The following is a 256-nucleotide window of genomic DNA, read 5'->3' as shown; positions in this document are numbered from 1 at the left end:
TGTCACTACGTCCCAAGCTTCTTCGACCTGATCTGAGCGCATAAATAAAGTAGGGTCTCCAAGCAGCGCATCAAGTATCAGCGTTTCATAAGCTTCCGGCGATTTGGCCGAGCATGAGAAGTAGTCGAAGACCATCTCAGCTGGTTTGAGCGATAAGGAAAGCCCTGGCTTTTTAGTCATAAACTGCAGTCTTATATCCATTGCTGGCTGAATGTTTATAATTAAGCGGTTTGGCATTAAACCTTCTTTTCCAAAA

At 44.1% G+C, this 256-nt stretch carries 1 pseudogene; it reads right to left on the bottom strand.

Annotated elements, in window-relative coordinates:
- Positions 1-256 (bottom strand): annotated as a pseudogene (locus ACWA1B_RS23080) (glucose-6-phosphate dehydrogenase); the annotation flags it as partial.

This window comes from Flavobacterium xizangense, assembly GCF_054075145.1.
The sequence above is the reverse complement of the archived record's forward strand: the minus strand, read 5'-3'. Positions and strand labels throughout refer to the sequence as shown.